Genomic DNA, 16,469 nt, shown 5'->3' on the forward strand with positions numbered 1-16,469 from the left:
GCGCGAGAGTTTAGCAGCTTGGCGGGCAATCGAGTTGCGCCCTTCGCGAGCAAGCCCGCCCCCACAGGGAAGTGCATTCCAAATGGGGGAACGGGCTTGCTCGCGAAGCTTTTCAGGTCAGCAAGCCCATCCTGCGTTTGGCGCGTTGCACCGAGCCGTTACGCATCGCCCAGCGCAGCATCGGTGCGCTGCGTCTGACGCTGGCGCGAATCAGTTGTCGTTGCAGCGAACTCTGGCGGACGTCGAGCAGGTCGCTGGCCCAGTCCGGCAACAGGTCGATACCGGCCTTCATCATCAGATCGCCAAACGGTCGCGCCAGAACACTGGGCGCCGGTGCGTCGAGCAACAAGCGCAACACCTCGCGGCTGCGCTCATCGCACAGTAACTGCGGGCGCATACGTTGCAGGTAATCCGCTACAGCTTGCCGCGATTTCGGCACATCCCGTGCGCCCAGTCGTTCGGCTATCACGGCGATTTCCGCGTAGTAACGATCCTGATCCGCCCCCGACAAGTGCGGATTGCGATAACGCAAATGCGCCGCGAGAAAGTTACTCACTTCGGCCACGTGCACCCACGTCAGCAAATCCGGATTACTGGCCGCGTAAGCTCGTCCGTCCGGCGCGGTACCGACCACCTGCAAGTGAATGGTGCGCACTTTCTCGATCAGCCAGTCGGCGTCTTTTCTTGAGCCAAACGTAGTGCCGGAAACAAACTGACTGGTACGCCGCAAGCGCCCGAGCATGTCTTCACGAAAGTTCGAGTGATCCCAAACCCCGGCCAGCGCCAGCGGATGCAACGCTTGCAGCAACAGCGCGCTGATGCCACCGATCAACATGCTGCTGAAATCGCCGTGCACCTGCCAGCTGATCGAGTCCGGGCCAAACAGGCCGGGATCGCCCTTGGGGTTTTCCAGGTCGAGTTGGCCGAGCGACAGCCCGGTCAGGCTCATGAGTTGCTGTTCGATACGGCTGCGGATGAATTCCATGACCACTCAGTGAGAAAGGCCAGGCGCGGCCGGTTGACCGCGCCCGGGGTGTTACTGATTGAGGCGCTTGTCGATCAGGCCTTGCACCACGCTCGGGTCGGCCAGGGTCGAAGTGTCGCCGAGGCTGTCGAGCTCATTGCAGGCGATTTTGCGCAGGATGCGCCGCATGATCTTGCCTGAGCGGGTTTTCGGCAAGGCCGGCGCCCACTGGATCAGGTCCGGTTTGGCGAAACTGCCGATTTCCTTGCTGACGTGAGCCAGCAGCTCCTTTTTCAGCTCGTCATTGGGTTCTGTGCCGTTCATGGGCGTGACGAAGGCGTAGATACCCTGACCTTTGACATCGTGGGGGTAACCGACCACGGCGGCTTCGGCAATGCTGTCGTGCAGCACCAATGCGCTTTCCACTTCGGCGGTGCCGATGCGGTGGCCGGAGACGTTGATCACGTCGTCGATGCGCCCGGTAATCCAGTAATCGCCATCCTCATCGCGGCGCGCGCCATCGCCGGTGAAGTAGTAACCGGGGTAGGGTTTGAAATAGGTGTCGACCATCCGTTGCGGGTCGCCATAAACGCTGCGGATCTGCGCAGGCCAGCTCGATTTGATCGCCAGCACGCCGCTGCCGGCGCCTTTGATTTCCTTGCCGTGTTCATCGAGCAGCACCGGTTGCACGCCGAACATCGGCTGTGTGGCGCAACCCGGCTTGATCCGCTGTGCGCTGACCAACGGGCTGAGCATGATGCCGCCGGTTTCGGTCTGCCACCAGGTATCGACGATGGGGCACCGCTGTTCTCCTACGACGTTGAAGTACCATTCCCACGCTTCCGGGTTGATCGGCTCACCGACGCTGCCGAGTAATCTGAGGCTGGCGCGGGATGTTTCCTGCAACGGTTCGGCACCTTCACGCATCAACGCACGCAGGGCGGTGGGAGCGGTGTAGAAGATGTTGACCTTGTGTTTATCGATCACCTGCCAGAAGCGCGAACTGTTCGGGTAGCTCGGCACGCCTTCGAACATCAGCGTGGTCGCGCCATTGGCCAGCGGGCCGTAGACGATATAACTGTGGCCAGTGACCCAGCCGACGTCAGCGGTGCACCAGAACACTTCGCCATCGCGGTAATCGAGCACGTATTTGAAGGTCATCGCCGCTTGCAGCAGATAGCCGCCGGTGGTGTGCAGCACGCCTTTGGGTTTGCCGGTGCTGCCGGAGGTGTAGAGGATGAACAGCGGGTCTTCGGCGTCCATCGGTTCTGGCGGGCAATCGTCGCTGACCTCGCGCACGGCCTGGTGATACCAGAGGTCGCGGTCTTCGACCCAGTCGACTTGCCCCTGGGTACGCTCGACCACCACAACGGTGCTGACGTCCGGGCAACTCTGCAGGGCTTTGTCGACATTCTGTTTCAGCGGTACGAACTTGCCGCCGCGCACGCCTTCGTCGGCGGTGATCACCGTGCGGCAATCGGCATCGAGAATGCGGTCACGCAGGGAGTCGGGAGAGAAGCCGCCGAACACCACCGAATGGATCGCGCCGATCCGCGCGCAGGCGAGCATCGCATAAGCGGCTTCGGGGATCATCGGCATGTAGATGCACACCCGGTCGCCTTTCTTCACGCCACGGCTTTTCAGCACATTGGCCAGGCGGCAGACGTGGTGATGGAGTTTTTTGTAAGTGATTTGCGCCGATTCGGCCGGGTCGTCGCCTTCCCAGAGCAAGGCAGTCTGATCGCCGCGATGTTCGAGGTGACGGTCGATGCAGTTGTAACTGACGTTCAGTTTGCCCCCGGCAAACCAGGCGGCTTCACCGGTTTTCAGGTCGTAGCGCTGGACGGTCTGCCATGGCGTGCTCCAGTCGAGGAAGCGCGTGGCCTGTTCGGCCCAGAAGGCGCTGGGGTGTTCAATGGATTCGCGGTACAGGCGCTGATAGTCGTCCTGACTGAGCTGAGCAGCCCGGCGGACGGCATCGGCTTTGGGGAACGTGCTGATATCGAACATGACGGTTCCTTATTCTTGTTGTGCGAAGAATAAAGATGCGCCGAGAGGTCGACAGGTTCAAGTCATCCACAAACAACTGTGTGGAGAAGTGTTGCCCGCAGGATCTGTGGGCAACACCGTCAAATCAACCGCGGTGACGACCGCGGAAGTAGTTGATCAGGCCCTGAGTCGAGGCATCGTCAGCCACCGTCTCGTCGCTGCCGACCAGACGGTTGTAAACGCCTTTGCCCAATTCCTTGCCCAGTTCCACGCCCCACTGGTCGAAGGCGTTGATGCCCCAGACCACGCTCTGCACGAACACTTTATGTTCATACATGGCCACCAGTGCGCCGAGACGACGCGGGCTGATGCGCTCGACCACGAGGGTGTTGCTCGGGCGGTTGCCCGGGATCACCTTGTGCGGCGCGAGTTTGTGCACCTGTTCTTCGCTCATGCCTTTGTCGCGCAGTTCCTGTTCGGCCTCCGGCAGGGTCTTGCCGAGCATCAGCGCCTGGCTCTGCGACAGGCAGTTGGCGTACAGCCACTGGTGGTGGTCGGAAACCGGGTTGAAGCTGACGATCGGCACGATGAAGTCGGCCGGGATCAGTTGCGAACCTTGATGCAGCAACTGGTGGTAGGCGTGCTGACCGTTGCAGCCGACGCCGCCCCAGATCACCGGGCCCGTATCGGTCGACACCGGGGTGCCGTCCTGACGCACGCTCTTGCCGTTGGACTCCATGTCCAGTTGCTGCAAGTGTTTGGTGATGTTGCGCAGGTAGTGGTCGTAAGGCAGGATCGCGTGGCTTTGCGCGCCCCAGAAGTTGCCATACCAGACGCCGAGCAATGCCAGCAGCACCGGCATGTTCTGTTCGAACGGCGCGGTCTGGAAATGCTGGTCCATGGTGTAGGCACCGGACAGCAGTTCCTTGAAGTTGGACATGCCGATGGCCAGGGCAATCGGCAAACCGATGGCCGACCACAGCGAGTAACGCCCGCCAACCCAATCCCACATCGGGAAGATGTTTTCTTCGCGAATACCGAACGCCACGGCTGCCGCGTTGTTGCTCGAGACGGCGATGAAGTGACGATACAGTTCGGCTTCCGAACCGCCCTGCGCCAGGTACCAGGCACGTGCGGCCTGGGCATTCTTCAGGGTTTCGAGGGTGTTGAAGGATTTCGACGAAACGATGAACAGCGTGGTCTCGGCGCGCAGTTTCTGCGTCAGCTCGTGGAACTCACTGCCATCGATGTTCGCCAGATAGTGGCAGCGCACGCCTTTCTGCGCGTAGGACAGCAGGGCTTCGGACACCAGCTCCGGGCCGAGGAACGAGCCACCGATGCCGATGTTGACCACGTCGGTGATCGGCTTCTCGGTGTAACCGCGCCACAGACCGTCGTGGATGCGGCCAACCAGATCGGTGATCTGGTTCAGCACCTTGTGCACTTCCGGCATCACGTTGACACCGTTGACCGACAGCTTGTCGCCAACCGGGCGGCGCAGGGCAGTATGCAACGCCGGGCGGCCTTCGGAGGAGTTGACGATTTCGCCGTCGAACAGCGCTTTGATCGCGCCCTTCAAGTCGACTTCATTGGCCAGACCCACCAGCAGGTTGCGGGTCTGGGCGTTGATCAAATTCTTCGAATAATCGAGAAACAGTCCGCAGCTGCTGAGAGTGAACTGATTGAAGCGCTGCGGATCGGCGTTGAAGGCTTCGCGCATGCTGAAATCCTGCATGGCTTGGCGGTGATCTTTCAACGCTTGCCAGGCGGGCAGAGCGGTAACGTCATGAGGAGTGCGGTAGTACGCCATCGCTGCGGTTTTCCTTTTTACTTGAACGGCCTTTTGAACACTGAACAGACCCGGCACGCCCTGTTTGGGCGAGGGGGCAACTGCGTCGACACGATTTCTGGACACAGGGCGAATACAGTAAACCTCGCGCTGCGTTCTGTCTTGACTTTGTCTGACCAGATCCCTGTACTTTTTTAACATCCAGGGCAGGAACTGGCCGACAAACGGAAGGGGAGCAGATGATATCGGGTTCAGGCGACCTGAACCGGGATGGCATTGCGGGTGAAGCGTTCGCCGTTGTCGACGTTATAAATCTGGATCTGCTCGTATTCACGGATGCCGGAAAGGTCCAGCCACTCGCCATCGATCGCGCAGGAGCCTTCGTAATCGAGCACTGCGTGGGTGACTTCGGCGCGGTGCAGTTTGGCCTTGAGCATGATCGCGTGCATGAGGAACTTCCCGGGTTGGAATCGAACGGCGCGCAGTGTGCCCGAAGGCTTTGAGGGCGGCAATACGCCTTGGAGGTGCAATCTTCAAGGCACTGAAAAACACTGTGGGAGCGGGCTTGCTCGCGAACGCGGTGTGCCAGTCAACATCTGTGCTGAATGACACACCGCGTTCGCGAGCAAGCCCGCTCCCACAGGAGGATTGCGGTGTTTTTAAGCGGGCGTTTCCAGGTTCAGGTGCAGGTTATCAATCAACCGCGTAGTGCCGAGGAACGCGGCCGCCAGAATCACCAGGTCGCGATCCTCGGCCGTTGCCGGACGCAAGGTCAGGCCGTGGCGGATCTCCAGATAGTCCGGGCGCAGGCCAGCGGCTTCCAGCTGTTGCAACTGGGCACTGATCAACGCCGGGAAGTCGCGTTCGCCTTGTTTGATCGACTCGGCGATGTTGCTCAGGCTGCGATAAACCACCGGGGCCACCGCGCGTTGTTCTTCGCTGAGGAAGCCATTGCGCGACGACAGCGCCAGGCCATCGGCGGCACGAACAGTCGGCTCGCCGATGATCTGGATCGGCATGTTCAGGTCATGCACCAGCGCGCGGATCACCGCCAGTTGCTGGTAATCCTTCTGGCCGAAAATCGCCAGGTCCGGCTGGACCATGTTGAACAACTTGCTGACCACGGTCGCAACGCCTTCGAAATGCCCCGGACGGCTTGCGCCGCAGAGGCCTTCGGACAATTGCGGGACGCTGACCCGGGTCTGCCCGGCCATGCCATCCGGGTACATTTCCTCGACGGTGGGCGCGAACAGCAGGGAGCAACCGGCTTCCAGCAGTTGTTCCTGATCCGCCGCCAGGGTGCGCGGGTATTTGTCGAGGTCTTCGCCGGCACCGAATTGCAGCGGGTTGACGAAAATGCTTGCGACCACGAAATCCACGCGTTGCGTGGCCTTGGTGATCAGCGCAACGTGGCCGCTGTGCAGGTTGCCCATGGTCGGCACGAAGCCGATGCGCTTGCCTTCGCTGCGGGCGCGGGCTACAGCAGCGCGCAGTTCGCGCACGGTTTTAACGGTGTTCATGCAGAGAATCCGTGTTCGATGCCAGGGAAAGTAACGCCTTTGACTTCGTTGACGTAAGCCTTCAGTGCGGACTGTATGCTGTCCTGACCTTGCATGAAATTCTTGACGAATTTCGGCACGCGACCCGTGATCGACAGACCGAGCATGTCGTGCAGTACCAGGACCTGGCCGTCTGTATCGGCACCGGCGCCGATGCCGATGACCGGAATCTTTACCGCCTGGCTGATTTCGGCAGCCAGATCGCTGGGTACGCATTCGAGCAGCAGCATCGCCGCGCCGGCCTGTTCCAGCGAGATCGCATCGGCACGCATTTGCCGCGCCTGGTTCTCGTTGCGACCCTGCACTTTATAGCCGCCAAGAATGTTCACGGCTTGCGGGGTCAGGCCCATGTGTGCGCAGACCGGTACACCACGCTCGGCGAGCAGGCGGATCGACTCCGCCAGCCACAGCTGACCTTCGACCTTGACCATGTGCGCACCGGCCTGCATCAGCATGGCGCTGTTGGTCATGGTTTGTTCAAGGGTGGCGTTGGCCATGAACGGCAGGTCGGCGAGGATCAGGGCATCGGTGTTGCCGCGTTTGACGCAGGCGGTGTGGTAGGCCATTTCTGCGGTGGTCACCGGCAACGTGCTGTCGTGACCTTGCAGGACCATGCCGAGGGAGTCGCCCACCAGCAGCACTTCGACTCCGGCCTCATTGCAGGCGTGGGCGAAGGTCGCGTCATAGCAGGTCAGCATGGTGATCTTTTCACCTTTCTGCTTGAGGCTCTGGAGCGTGGTCAGGGTGATGGCTGGCATATAAAAAATCCTCGTTCAGGCGCTCTGAAAACTACTGCGAGTAACGCGCGTGATTCCTCAACTACTCAGGCGCACGCTCTTTTGTCGTGCTTATAAGGCCTGGATTGCGCCCGTATGTGCCGGTTGGCGGCAGCGGGACGCCTATAGTCGTGATGAGCCAACAGGAAGTCAATTGCGTGTGTTACCGCATTGTTACGAGGGGAGTGTTACCGGCGTTACTGATGCGATTCAGCGGTGCGGCGGGGTTGGTTCGGCGATTTTTTGTCCGACAAAATCCTGGGTGTGGAATAAACCAATGTGGGAGCGAGCCTGCTCGCGAAGGCGGTGCATCAGTCAACATTGCGCTGAATGACACACCGCTTTCGCGAGCAGGCTCGCTCCCACAGGGGATTGCAATCAATCTGTCGGGAGGCGTTCCAGGCCGACGAACGGGCACGCGGCCAGCAGATCGGGGAGGCTGCGGCCATCGGCAAGGCGCAGATCCTGCGGCGCCAGTTCGGCGAGGGGATAGAGAACGAATGCACGTTCCTGGATCTGGTAATGCGGAACCTTAAGGCGCGGTTCGTCGATCAGGCGATTGCCGAACAGCAGAATATCCAGGTCCAGCGTGCGCGGGCCCCAACGCTCGAGGCGTTCGCGGCCCTGATCGTTCTCGATGGCTTGCAAGGCATCGAGCAATTCGATCGGTGCGAGTGAGCTGTCGAGCGCCGCCACCGCGTTGGTGTAACGCGGCTGGCCGGGCAACAGGGAATCACTTTGATAGAAGGCGGAAACGCCGGCCAGAGAGGTCTGCGGCAATTGCCCCAGCGCCTCTACGGCGCTGCGCAGTTGTTCGGCGGGGTCAGCGAGGTTGCTGCCCATGCCGATGTAGATGCGTTCCATGCCTTACTCGCCGGTTGCGCTCGGGGCACCGGCGCGTTTGCGCTTCGAACCGCCGCTGCGACGCCGTTTGCGGGGCGCGCCGCTGGCGTCATCGCCCTTGCCGCTGAGGTCGCGGATCATGTCGCGACGCTCGCTGTCGTTGGCGTCCTGATAGTCCGTCCACCATTCGCCCAGGCCATCGGTTTCCTCGCCAGCGCCTTCACGCAACAGAAGGAAGTCGTAACCGGCGCGGAAACGCGGGTTATCCAGCAACAGGTCGGCACGTTTGCCACTGCGGCGTGGCAGACGCTCCTGCATGTCCCAGATCTCGCGGATGGGCATGGTGAAGCGCTTTGGAATCGCGATGCGCTGGCACTGTTCGGCAATCAGTTCATGTGCCGCTTCCTGCATGGCCGGAATCGGCGGCATGCCACGTTCCTGAAGGCGCAATACACGGGCCGGCAGTGCCGGCCACAGCAATGCGGCAAACAGGAACGCCGGGGTGACCGGTTTGTTCTGTTTGATGCGCAGGTCAGTGTTGGTGAGGGCGTCGCTGATCAGCGTGTGGGTGTATTCCGGGTTGTGTTCCAGCGCATCGGCACTGGCCGGGAACAGCGGGGCAAACAGTTGCAGATCGACGAGCATTTCGAAGGTGATCGCGCCGTGCCCGGAGAGGAACAGCTTGAGCACTTCCTCGAACAAGCGTGCCGACGGGATTTCGCGCAGCATCGGCGCCAGTTCGCGGATCGGCTGCACGGTGTGCTTCTCGATGCCGAAATTGAGCTTGGCGGCAAAACGCACGGCCCGCAGCATGCGCACCGGGTCTTCCTGATAGCGCTGCTTCGGGTCGCCGATCAGGCGGATCAGGTGATTGCGAATGTCGTGTACACCGTTGGCGTAATCGAGGATGCGTTCGCTGACCGGATCGTAATAGAGGGCGTTGATGGTGAAGTCGCGGCGTTGCGCGTCTTCCTCCAGCGTGCCATAGACGTTGTCGCGCAGAATTCGCCCGCTCTCGTTACGGGAAGACTGGTTGCTGTCTTCATCGTCTTCGTTTTGCGGGTGATTGGCACGGAAGGTCGCGACTTCGATGATTTCGCGACCGAAATGAATGTGTACCAGCTTGAAACGGCGGCCGATGATCCGCGCATTGCGGAATTCGGCACGGACTTGCTCAGGCGTGGCACTGGTGGCGACGTCGAAGTCCTTGGGCGTGATGCCCAGCAGCATGTCACGCACGCAACCGCCGACCAGATAAGCCTGGTAACCGGCACCTTGCAGGCGTTCGACGATATTCACCGCATAGCGGCTGAACTGCGTTTTCTGCAGCGAATGTTGGCCGCTGTTGAGCACTTCAGGGGTGCTGCGGATGTGTTGCGTTCGACGCACGGGAGTTCGGAATGACTGGAACAGCTTCTTCAGCATGGGATGCACTGTTTGAAGGAATGTTCGGCCATACCAAAGAATGACCGCATGATGGGCGCAGATTCTAGCATTTAGTCGGGGGATGGTGTAGGAGACAGCAGATTGAGGCTGAAAGCCGCAAGCTACAAGGGTGGAGCGGGGTAGAACGGGGGATTTTTTCCAGAAGGGAGAAACTACAAGGGGAGCCGAAGCTCCCCAAGAAGTAGTTGCGTGCTCTTTTTATTATTGATTCGGGCTTCTTGTTTTTGTTGAGTGCCCTCGCCACGAAGTGTTTCCTTCGTGACCCTCCCAATCGGGAGCCAAGAGCAAACGGATTGCTTTGGTCGCTGAATTGCAGTGATCTTTCGATCCAACCAGTACAGGCTCTGTCTTAGGACAGTTTTTGTTGTTCTCGGCCTGGTCGTGGGGCAAGCCCCAAATACAACGCCTCTCCAAAAGAATCAGTTAGCTGCGCCTCTCGCCGTCTTGTTTTTATTGTGCGTGAGTCGATTCGTCTTATTTTTATTGTCTTGTGCATTGCTTGTTATTGTTCTTGTACCAAACATATAGCAGGTGGCGTGCCAACTTTTGCGAAGCCCAATAAAACAAGGGCTTAGGTCGATATAACGTTTTTGACGGGGCGAAAAAAAGCCGGGGTTTCGTTACCGATAACCCCGGCTTCTGTTACGTGAAAGAACTGAGGTAACAGTTTTTTCACATCCTCAAGCGTTACCCGCACACTCGACAGGTAACGTTCAGCTCTCGCTGGCGACTCCGGTCTTGCGCCGTGGAATGCCCAGACGCTGACGGCGCTCCCACAGGCATTTGCGGCTGACGCCCAGTTTGCGCGCCAGTTCGGTCTCGGTCATGTGATCCTGATGTTCGAGGACGAAATGCTGGAAGTAGTCCTCGAGAGACAGATCCTCGGTCGGCTCGTGGCTGCTGTTGCTGGCGCTACCGGCGGCTTGTGGTGGCAGGCCGATAAACTCGTCGTCCTCCAGATCGCTCAGTTCGATGTCGATGCCCAGCAAGTCGGCAGAAATTTCCGGGCTTTCGCTCAGAATCACTGCACGCTCGACTGCGTTCTCCAGTTCACGCACGTTACCCGGCCAGGAGTAATGACGGATGGCCTGTTCGGCATCCACAGCAAATCGCAGATCGGTACGGTTGATGCGCGCGCTCTGGCGAGCAAGGAACGCGTTGGCGATTTCGTTGACGTCGGCACCGCGCTCGCGCAGGGCCGGCAGTTTCAATGCAATCACGTGCAGGCGGTAATAAAGGTCTTCACGGAACTGACCGATCTTTGCCAGGCTTTTCAGGTCCCGGTGCGTGGCCGCGATCAGACGTACATCGACCTTCTGCGACTGCACCGAGCCGACCCGGCGAATCTCGCCTTCCTGCAGCACGCGCAGCAGGCGGGCCTGAGCTTCCAGTGGCAGCTCGCCGATTTCGTCGAGGAACAAGGTGCCGCCGTCCGCCGCTTCGACCAGACCGGCACGACCGGCGCTGGCGCCGGTAAACGCGCCTTTTTCATGGCCGAACAGTTCGGATTCGATCAGGCTTTCCGGAATGGCTGCGCAGTTCACGGAAATCATCGGTGCCTTGGCGCGTTTCGACAGGTTGTGCAGCGCACGCGCTACCAGTTCCTTGCCGGTGCCGGATTCGCCCTGGATCAGCACATTGGAGTCCGTGGGCGCGACCTTGCGGATCTTGCTGTACAGGTCCTGCATCGGCGGGCAGGAACCAATAATGCCGATTTCACCGTTGCTATTGTCGATGGCCGATTTGCCATTGGCCGGTTTGCTGGCAGCCGGTTCGCCGGCCGCCGGTGTCGATTGGCGATCACGCAGGATGCGTGCCACGGCCTGAAGCATTTCATCGTGGTCGAAAGGCTTGGCGATGTAATCCACCGCGCCCATCTTCATCGAGTCGACCGCCGAGCGCAGGCTGGCGTAACTGGTCATGATCAGCACCGGGGTGCCCTGGCCGAGCTTGATCAGCTCGGTGCCCGGGGCGCCGGGCAAGCGCAGATCGCTGACGATCAGATCGAACGTAGGAATGGTGAAGCGTTCTTGTGCTTCCTGCACTGAACCGGCTTCGCTGACCTGGTACTGGTTGCGTTCCAGCAGGCGGCGCAAGGCGGAGCGGATAATTGTTTCGTCTTCGACGATCAAAATGTGCGGCATTGATTCGATACTCTCGACGGTCTCAGTTCACAGCGGACGTCGCTTCGACATGACGCGGTAAGGTCACCCGGATACGGGTGCCGCGTTGGCTTTGTACATCAGCCGGGCTGTCGATGGTGATTTGTCCATAATGCTCTTCAACGATGGAATAGACCAGTGCAAGGCCCAGACCGGTGCCTTCACCAGGGTCCTTGGTGGTGAAGAAGGGTTCGAACAATCGATCCATGATGTTCTTCGGAATTCCGCTGCCTTCGTCCTCCACGATCAGATCGACCGTGTGTTCGCCGGCTTCGCTCTTGACCCGTACTGCGCTGTGTGGCGGCGAGGCATCACGGGCGTTGGAGAGCAGATTGATCAGAACCTGGGCGAGTCGTTGCGGATCGCCTTCGACCCAGTGATCCGGGTCGCACAGGTTGTAGAACTGCACTTCGAAATTGCGTCGGTTCAACGCTAATAGGCCAATGGCGTCCTGCGCCACTTCGGCCAGACAAACGGGCTCGTCGCTCTGCTGATGGCTGCCGGCGTGGGCAAAGCTCATCAGCGACTGCACGATGCGCGAGACGCGTTTGGTCTGTTCGAGAATCTGCCCGCTGATTTCCGTCAGCTCGCCATCGTCCTCACGTTCTTCGCGCAGGTTCTGCGCCAGACAGGCGATGCCGGTGATCGGATTACCGATTTCGTGGGCCACGCCGGCGGCGAGACGACCAATGCTGGCCAGACGCTCGGAGTGCACCAGTTTGTCCTCGAGCATTTGCGTTTCAGTCAGGTCTTCCACCAGCAACACCAGGCCGCTGTTACCCGGTGCGAGGGGTTCATCGATGGCTGCTTTGTGTAGATTCAGCCAGCGGGTCTGACCGTCGAGGGCCAGATGCTGTTTGTGCAAATGCTCGTCGGGCAGGTTGATAAAGCCCTGCAGCAATTCTTTCCACGGCTCGCCAATGGTGCTCAGGCGCGAACCGACCACGCGCTGTGCGGCGATTCCGGTGAGTTCCTCCATGGCCTTGTTCCACATCAGGATCTCTTGATCCTTGGCCAGCGAGCAGACGCCCATCGGCAGTTCCTGCAGGGTCTGACGGTGGTAGCGACGCAGGGCATCGAGCTCGGCGGCCAGACCCGTGAGGCGTGAGTGGTAATCCTCGAGACGGCTTTCGATGAAGTGGATGTCTTCGGTCACATAGTTTTCGCCCCCGGCCTTGTACGGCAGGAAGGTTTCGACCATGTCCTGCGCCACGCTCGGGCCCATCAGGCCGGACAAGTTGGCTTCGATGCGGTCACGCAAGCGGCGCAGCGCGTAAGGACGGCGCTCGTCAAACGGTAGATAGAGGTCACGCAGCGCTTGTTCGACTTCTTTCTGCGCAGCCTTGGCGCCCAGCGGTTTGGCCAGTTGCGTGGCGAACTCCTGCGGCGAGGCGGCGTGCAGTTCACGCCGTTGCGGGCGACGCACGTTATCCACCGCACAGGCCTCAGCGGCGCTGGCTTCTTCCGGGCTGGCGTTGGTGAACAGCGAGATCAGGGTGAACATCAGCACATTGGCCGCCAGCGACGCGATGGCCGCCATGTGCCAACTGGTGTCGTCCAGCACGTAAATCATGTTCAGCAGCGGGATGTAGAAACCCTGCAGATTGCCGACCAGCGGCAGCAGCATGGTTATCACCCAGACCAGAATCCCTGCCAGCAAACCGGCGATAAACCCCCGACGGTTGGCAGTCGGCCAATACAGCACGGACAGCACGCCGGGCAAAAACTGCAACGTGGCGACGAAGGCGACGATGCCGAGGTTGGCCAGATCCTGTTCGGCACCGAGCATCAGATAGAAGCCGAAACCGGCCATGATGATCGCCACGATCAGTGCCCGGCGTGTCCACTTCAGCCAGCGATAGATGTTGCCCTCGGCGGGTGGCTGATAAAGCGGCAGCACCAGGTGGTTCAACGCCATGCCCGACAGCGCGAGCGTGGTGACGATGATCAGGCCGCTAGCCGCTGACAGTCCGCCAACGTAGGCGAGCAACGCCAGCGGTTTGCTGTTGGCGGCAATGCCGATGCCGAGGGTGAAATATTCCGGGTTGGTGGTGGCGCCGAGTTTCAGGCCGGCCCAGAGAATCAGAGGCACTGCCAGGCTCATCAACAGCAGGAACAGTGGCAAGCCCCAGCTCGCGCTGACCAGCGAGCGCGGATTGAGGTTCTCGGTAAAGGTCATGTGATACATGTGCGGCATCACGATGGCCGAGGCGAAAAACACCAGTAGCAGGGTTCGCCACGGGCCTTCCTGCAAGGGCGTGTGCAGGGCGGCGAGGGCGGTCTGGTTCTGCAGCAGCCACAGTTCAAGTTGCTGCGGGCCATCGAACACGCCGTACAGCGCATAGAGGCCGACGCCGCCGAGGGCGATCAGTTTGATCACCGATTCAAATGCAATCGCAAACACCAGGCCTTCGTGCTTTTCGCGGGTGGCGATGTGGCGGGAGCCGAAGAAAATCGTAAACAGGATAATCAGCGCACAGAAGGCCAGGGCCACGCGGCTCTGGATCGGCTCGCCGGTGAGGATGCCGATGGAGTCGGCAACGGCCTGAATCTGTAGCGCCAGTAAGGGCAGCACGCCGATCAGCATGAAGATCGTGGTCAGCGCACCGGCCCAGGTGCTGCGAAAGCGAAAGGCAAAAAGGTCTGCCAGCGACGACAGTTGATAGGTGCGGGTGATTTTCAGAATCGGGTAAAGCAATACCGGCGCCAGCAGAAACGCGCCGGACACCCCCAGATAACTGGAAAGAAAGCCATAGCCGTACTGATAGGCCAGACCGACCGTGCCGTAGAACGCCCATGCGCTGGCGTAGACCCCCAGCGACAGGGTGTAGGTCAACGGGTGGCGAATGATCGCGCGCGGGATCATGCCCCGTTCGCTGATCCAGGCAACGCCGAACAGCACCGCCAGGTACGCGGCGCTGATCAGGATCATCTGGGTCAGGCTAAAGCTCATCGGCATCTTTTTGGCTCTGCAGGATGAAGGTCACGACAATCAGGATCAGCCAGAGCAGATAGGGGCGATACCAGGCGCCCGTAGCGTCGATCCACCAATCCATGATGGCGGGGGAAAACAGATAGATCCCCACGACTAAAAGCAGGACCAAGCGATAGATGTACATCCCGGCCTCTCTTTTTTATGCGCGTGCCCGAAAACGTGCGGCGATGGTAACGGATGGCGGCGCGACTGCAAGTGTCGTCATGTCAGTTGCGCTTCGGGCAGCGTCAGTGTGCGCGGGATCTTCGACGCATCCCAGTGCGCGCAGCCCCACTTGAGTAATTCTTGCGGTGAGGCGTGGGCCAGTTCGGCGCCGGGGTTTTGCCCCAATGCGCGCAGGGCTCGCAGTAGCAATGTTGTGGCCTGATCGGCCTGCAGCGGCGGTGAGCGATAGGACTTGCCGAGCTTGTTGCCATCCGGTTGGGTAATCAGCGGCAGGTGCAGGTAACGCGGCTGGCGCAACCCCAGCAACTCTTGCAGATAGAGTTGGCGCGGCGTCGAGTCGAGCAGGTCGGCACCGCGCACGATGTCGGTGATGCCTTGCCAGGCGTCATCCAGTACCACGGCCAGTTGATAGGCATAGAGGCCGTCGCGTCGGCGGATCACGAAATCACCGACATCGCGGCCCAGATGCTGGCGGTATTGGCCCTGCACGCGGTCGATGAAGTGATATTCCAGCTCCGGCACGCGCAGGCGAATGGCTGCGTCTTGCTGGTCGTGACCGGCGTTACGGCACAGGCCCGGATAAATGCCGTTGTACGCTTCGAGCTGTTTGCGCGAGCACGTGCAGGCGTAGGCCAAGCCATGATTGAACAGGCTGTTGAGCACTTCGGCGTAGGCATCGTGGCGATCGCTCTGGCGCACCATGTCGCCGTCCCATTCGAAGCCATAACTTTCCAGCGCCGTGAGGATGGCGGTCTGCGCGCCCGGTTCTTCGCGGGGCGGATCGAGATCCTCCATTCGCACCAGCCAGCGACCGCCGACCGAGCGTGCGTCGAGGTAAGAGGCAAGGGCCGCGACCAGCGAACCGAAGTGCAAGTGGCCACTGGGGGTTGGGGCGAAGCGGCCGATGTAGGCGGGGGAGGTTTTGGCAGTCATGGAAACGAAACTACTTTTCAGGCTATACGCAGGTCAACCTGTGGGAGCGAGCAGGCTCGCTCCCACAAGAGCAAAAGGCAAATAAAGCAAAAGGCAGAAACAAAAACGGAGCGTTCGCACGCTCCGTTTTTCGTTCAGGTCGAGATTACTTGCCGACCTGCTTCTCTTTGATTTCCGCCAGGGTCTTGCAGTCGATGCACAGATCCGCTGTCGGACGAGCTTCGAGGCGCTTGACGCCGATCTCGATGCCGCAGGACTCGCACCAGCCGTATTCTTCGTCCTGAATCAGCTCCAGCGTCTTGTCGATCTTCTTGATCAACTTGCGCTCGCGGTCGCGGGCGCGCAGCTCGAGGGCGAATTCTTCTTCCTGACTGGCACGGTCGGCCGGGTCAGGGAAGTTGGCCGCTTCGTCTTTCATGTGATCAACAGTACGGTCGACTTCCTGCATCAAGTCCTGTTTCCACTTGTTCAGGATCTTGGTGAAGTGCGCTCGCATCGGGGCGCCCATGTACTCTTCACCGGCCTTCGGAACGTAAGGTTCGAAACCGCTGATCGTCGTTTGCTGCTGTTGCTTTGCTTGGGTGGGCATGAAATGGACCGCCTCTACTCTTGTAATCCATTGCGCAGGATTGCTCCATCACCGACACCTGCCGGCCCTGCGGCTGCAAGCGGGCGAACTTACCAGATCAATTCAGCCTGCGCTACTCCCGGATGTCGAGGCCCCGGCGGGTGGCGCTTGCAAATGTTTGGCAAGCCGTGTCTGGCGGTGTGCAGACCTGTTCAATCACTGATTTTAGTCAATCCTGGAGAGTACGCTCATATCGTTACAGTCCAGCGTTCTTGAGGCT

Annotated in this window: 12 protein-coding genes and 1 pseudogene; all 13 read right to left on the minus strand. The window is 60.1% G+C overall.

Going from position 1 to position 16,469, the window contains the following annotated elements; genetic code table 11:
- Positions 1-112 precede the first annotated feature (112 nt).
- Complete coding sequence (locus AACY19_RS16265; protein WP_339451837.1) at positions 113-985, minus strand: oxygenase MpaB family protein; 873 nt, start codon at positions 983-985, stop codon at positions 113-115.
- 51 nt (positions 986-1,036) lie between these two features.
- Positions 1,037-2,974: an acetate--CoA ligase gene (acs, locus tag AACY19_RS16270; RefSeq protein ID WP_339451839.1), complete on the minus strand. Its 1,938-nt coding sequence runs from the start codon at positions 2,972-2,974 to the stop codon at positions 1,037-1,039.
- A gap of 124 nt (positions 2,975-3,098) precedes the next feature.
- Positions 3,099-4,763 (minus strand): glucose-6-phosphate isomerase, encoded by a 1,665-nt coding sequence (gene pgi, locus AACY19_RS16275; protein WP_339451841.1) that lies wholly within the window; start codon positions 4,761-4,763, stop codon positions 3,099-3,101.
- A 248-nt stretch (positions 4,764-5,011) separates the two neighbouring features.
- Positions 5,012-5,191, minus strand: a pseudogene (locus AACY19_RS16280) (aspartate 1-decarboxylase); the annotation flags it as partial.
- 210 nt (positions 5,192-5,401) lie between these two features.
- The gene (gene panC / locus AACY19_RS16285) at positions 5,402-6,262 is read right to left on the minus strand and encodes a pantoate--beta-alanine ligase (protein WP_339451845.1); all 861 of its coding nucleotides are present in this window, start codon (positions 6,260-6,262) and stop codon (positions 5,402-5,404) included.
- Entirely contained in the window at positions 6,259-7,059 is an 801-nt protein-coding gene (gene panB, locus AACY19_RS16290; RefSeq protein WP_339451847.1) for a 3-methyl-2-oxobutanoate hydroxymethyltransferase, read from the minus strand. The genes panC and panB overlap by 4 nt, the downstream gene beginning before the upstream one ends.
- A 396-nt stretch (positions 7,060-7,455) precedes the next feature.
- Complete coding sequence (gene folK, locus AACY19_RS16295) at positions 7,456-7,941, minus strand: 2-amino-4-hydroxy-6-hydroxymethyldihydropteridine diphosphokinase (RefSeq protein WP_339451849.1); 486 nt, start codon at positions 7,939-7,941, stop codon at positions 7,456-7,458.
- A 3-nt stretch (positions 7,942-7,944) separates the two neighbouring features.
- Complete coding sequence (locus tag AACY19_RS16300; protein ID WP_339451851.1) at positions 7,945-9,345, minus strand: polynucleotide adenylyltransferase PcnB; 1,401 nt, start codon at positions 9,343-9,345, stop codon at positions 7,945-7,947.
- Positions 9,346-10,079: 734 nt separating this feature from the next.
- Positions 10,080-11,510, minus strand: coding sequence for a sigma-54-dependent transcriptional regulator (locus AACY19_RS16305; protein WP_339451853.1), 1,431 nt, complete (start codon positions 11,508-11,510; stop codon positions 10,080-10,082).
- 22 nt (positions 11,511-11,532) lie between these two features.
- Positions 11,533-14,487, minus strand: coding sequence for a sensor histidine kinase (locus tag AACY19_RS16310; protein WP_339451855.1), 2,955 nt, complete (start codon positions 14,485-14,487; stop codon positions 11,533-11,535).
- The gene (locus tag AACY19_RS16315) at positions 14,471-14,647 is read right to left on the minus strand and encodes a hypothetical protein (RefSeq protein WP_003176118.1); all 177 of its coding nucleotides are present in this window, start codon (positions 14,645-14,647) and stop codon (positions 14,471-14,473) included. Before AACY19_RS16315 ends, AACY19_RS16310 begins: the two co-directional genes overlap by 17 nt.
- Before the next feature lie 77 nt (positions 14,648-14,724).
- Positions 14,725-15,621 carry a tRNA glutamyl-Q(34) synthetase GluQRS gene (gene gluQRS, locus AACY19_RS16320; RefSeq protein WP_339451857.1) on the minus strand — a complete coding sequence of 299 codons (897 nt, stop codon included), beginning with the start codon at positions 15,619-15,621 and terminating at the stop codon, positions 14,725-14,727.
- Positions 15,622-15,766: 145 nt separating this feature from the next.
- Complete coding sequence (dksA, locus tag AACY19_RS16325) at positions 15,767-16,210, minus strand: RNA polymerase-binding protein DksA (protein WP_064118688.1); 444 nt, start codon at positions 16,208-16,210, stop codon at positions 15,767-15,769.
- Positions 16,211-16,469 lie beyond the last annotated feature (259 nt).

It is taken from the genome of Pseudomonas sp. EA_5y_Pfl2_R50 (assembly GCF_963970475.1).
GTDB lineage: Bacteria > Pseudomonadota > Gammaproteobacteria > Pseudomonadales > Pseudomonadaceae > Aquipseudomonas.

Bases quoted from the DNA above. Each gene is read 5' to 3' on its own strand.
- AACY19_RS16265 (WP_339451837.1), bottom strand. From the start codon at position 985: ATGGAATTCATCCGCAGCCGTATCGAACAGCAACTCATGAGCCTGACC.
- acs (WP_339451839.1), bottom strand. From the start codon at position 2,974: ATGTTCGATATCAGCACGTTCCCCAAAGCCGATGCCGTCCGCCGGGCT.
- pgi (WP_339451841.1), bottom strand. From the start codon at position 4,763: ATGGCGTACTACCGCACTCCTCATGACGTTACCGCTCTGCCCGCCTGG.
- panC (WP_339451845.1), bottom strand. From the start codon at position 6,262: ATGAACACCGTTAAAACCGTGCGCGAACTGCGCGCTGCTGTAGCCCGC.
- panB (WP_339451847.1), bottom strand. From the start codon at position 7,059: ATGCCAGCCATCACCCTGACCACGCTCCAGAGCCTCAAGCAGAAAGGT.
- folK (WP_339451849.1), bottom strand. From the start codon at position 7,941: ATGGAACGCATCTACATCGGCATGGGCAGCAACCTCGCTGACCCCGCC.
- AACY19_RS16300 (WP_339451851.1), bottom strand. From the start codon at position 9,345: ATGCTGAAGAAGCTGTTCCAGTCATTCCGAACTCCCGTGCGTCGAACG.
- AACY19_RS16305 (WP_339451853.1), bottom strand. From the start codon at position 11,510: ATGCCGCACATTTTGATCGTCGAAGACGAAACAATTATCCGCTCCGCC.
- AACY19_RS16310 (WP_339451855.1), bottom strand. From the start codon at position 14,487: ATGCCGATGAGCTTTAGCCTGACCCAGATGATCCTGATCAGCGCCGCG.
- AACY19_RS16315 (WP_003176118.1), bottom strand. From the start codon at position 14,647: ATGTACATCTATCGCTTGGTCCTGCTTTTAGTCGTGGGGATCTATCTG.
- gluQRS (WP_339451857.1), bottom strand. From the start codon at position 15,621: ATGACTGCCAAAACCTCCCCCGCCTACATCGGCCGCTTCGCCCCAACC.
- dksA (WP_064118688.1), bottom strand. From the start codon at position 16,210: ATGCCCACCCAAGCAAAGCAACAGCAGCAAACGACGATCAGCGGTTTC.